The following is a 255-nucleotide window of genomic DNA, read 5'->3' as shown; positions in this document are numbered from 1 at the left end:
CTGCCGAGGAGCGGGTTCGGTTCGGTGTGGGGCCGTCGTCTCGGGTGTTGGCGTTCGCGTCGCCGAGTTTCGATGCGTCGATTCTGGAGTTCGTGTTGGCGTTTTCGGGTGGGGCGACGATGGTGATTGCTCCGCCGTTGGTGTTCGGTGGGGTGGAGTTGGCGTCGTTGCTGGCCGAGGAGCGGGTCACGCATGCGTTCGTGACGCCTGCGGCGTTGGCGTCGGTGGATCCGGTGGGGTTGGAGTCGGTTCAGG

At 65.9% G+C, this 255-nt stretch carries 1 pseudogene; it reads left to right on the top strand.

Going from position 1 to position 255, the window contains the following annotated elements:
* Nucleotides 1–255: pseudogene (locus MTX35_RS25580) on the top strand (AMP-binding protein); the annotation flags it as partial.

The sequence above is a fragment of the Rhodococcus sp. ARC_M12 genome (genome assembly GCF_022810385.1).
In the GTDB taxonomy this organism is placed as follows: domain Bacteria; phylum Actinomycetota; class Actinomycetes; order Mycobacteriales; family Mycobacteriaceae; genus Rhodococcoides; species Rhodococcoides navarretei.
This window is presented reverse-complemented; position numbering and strand designations above follow the sequence as displayed.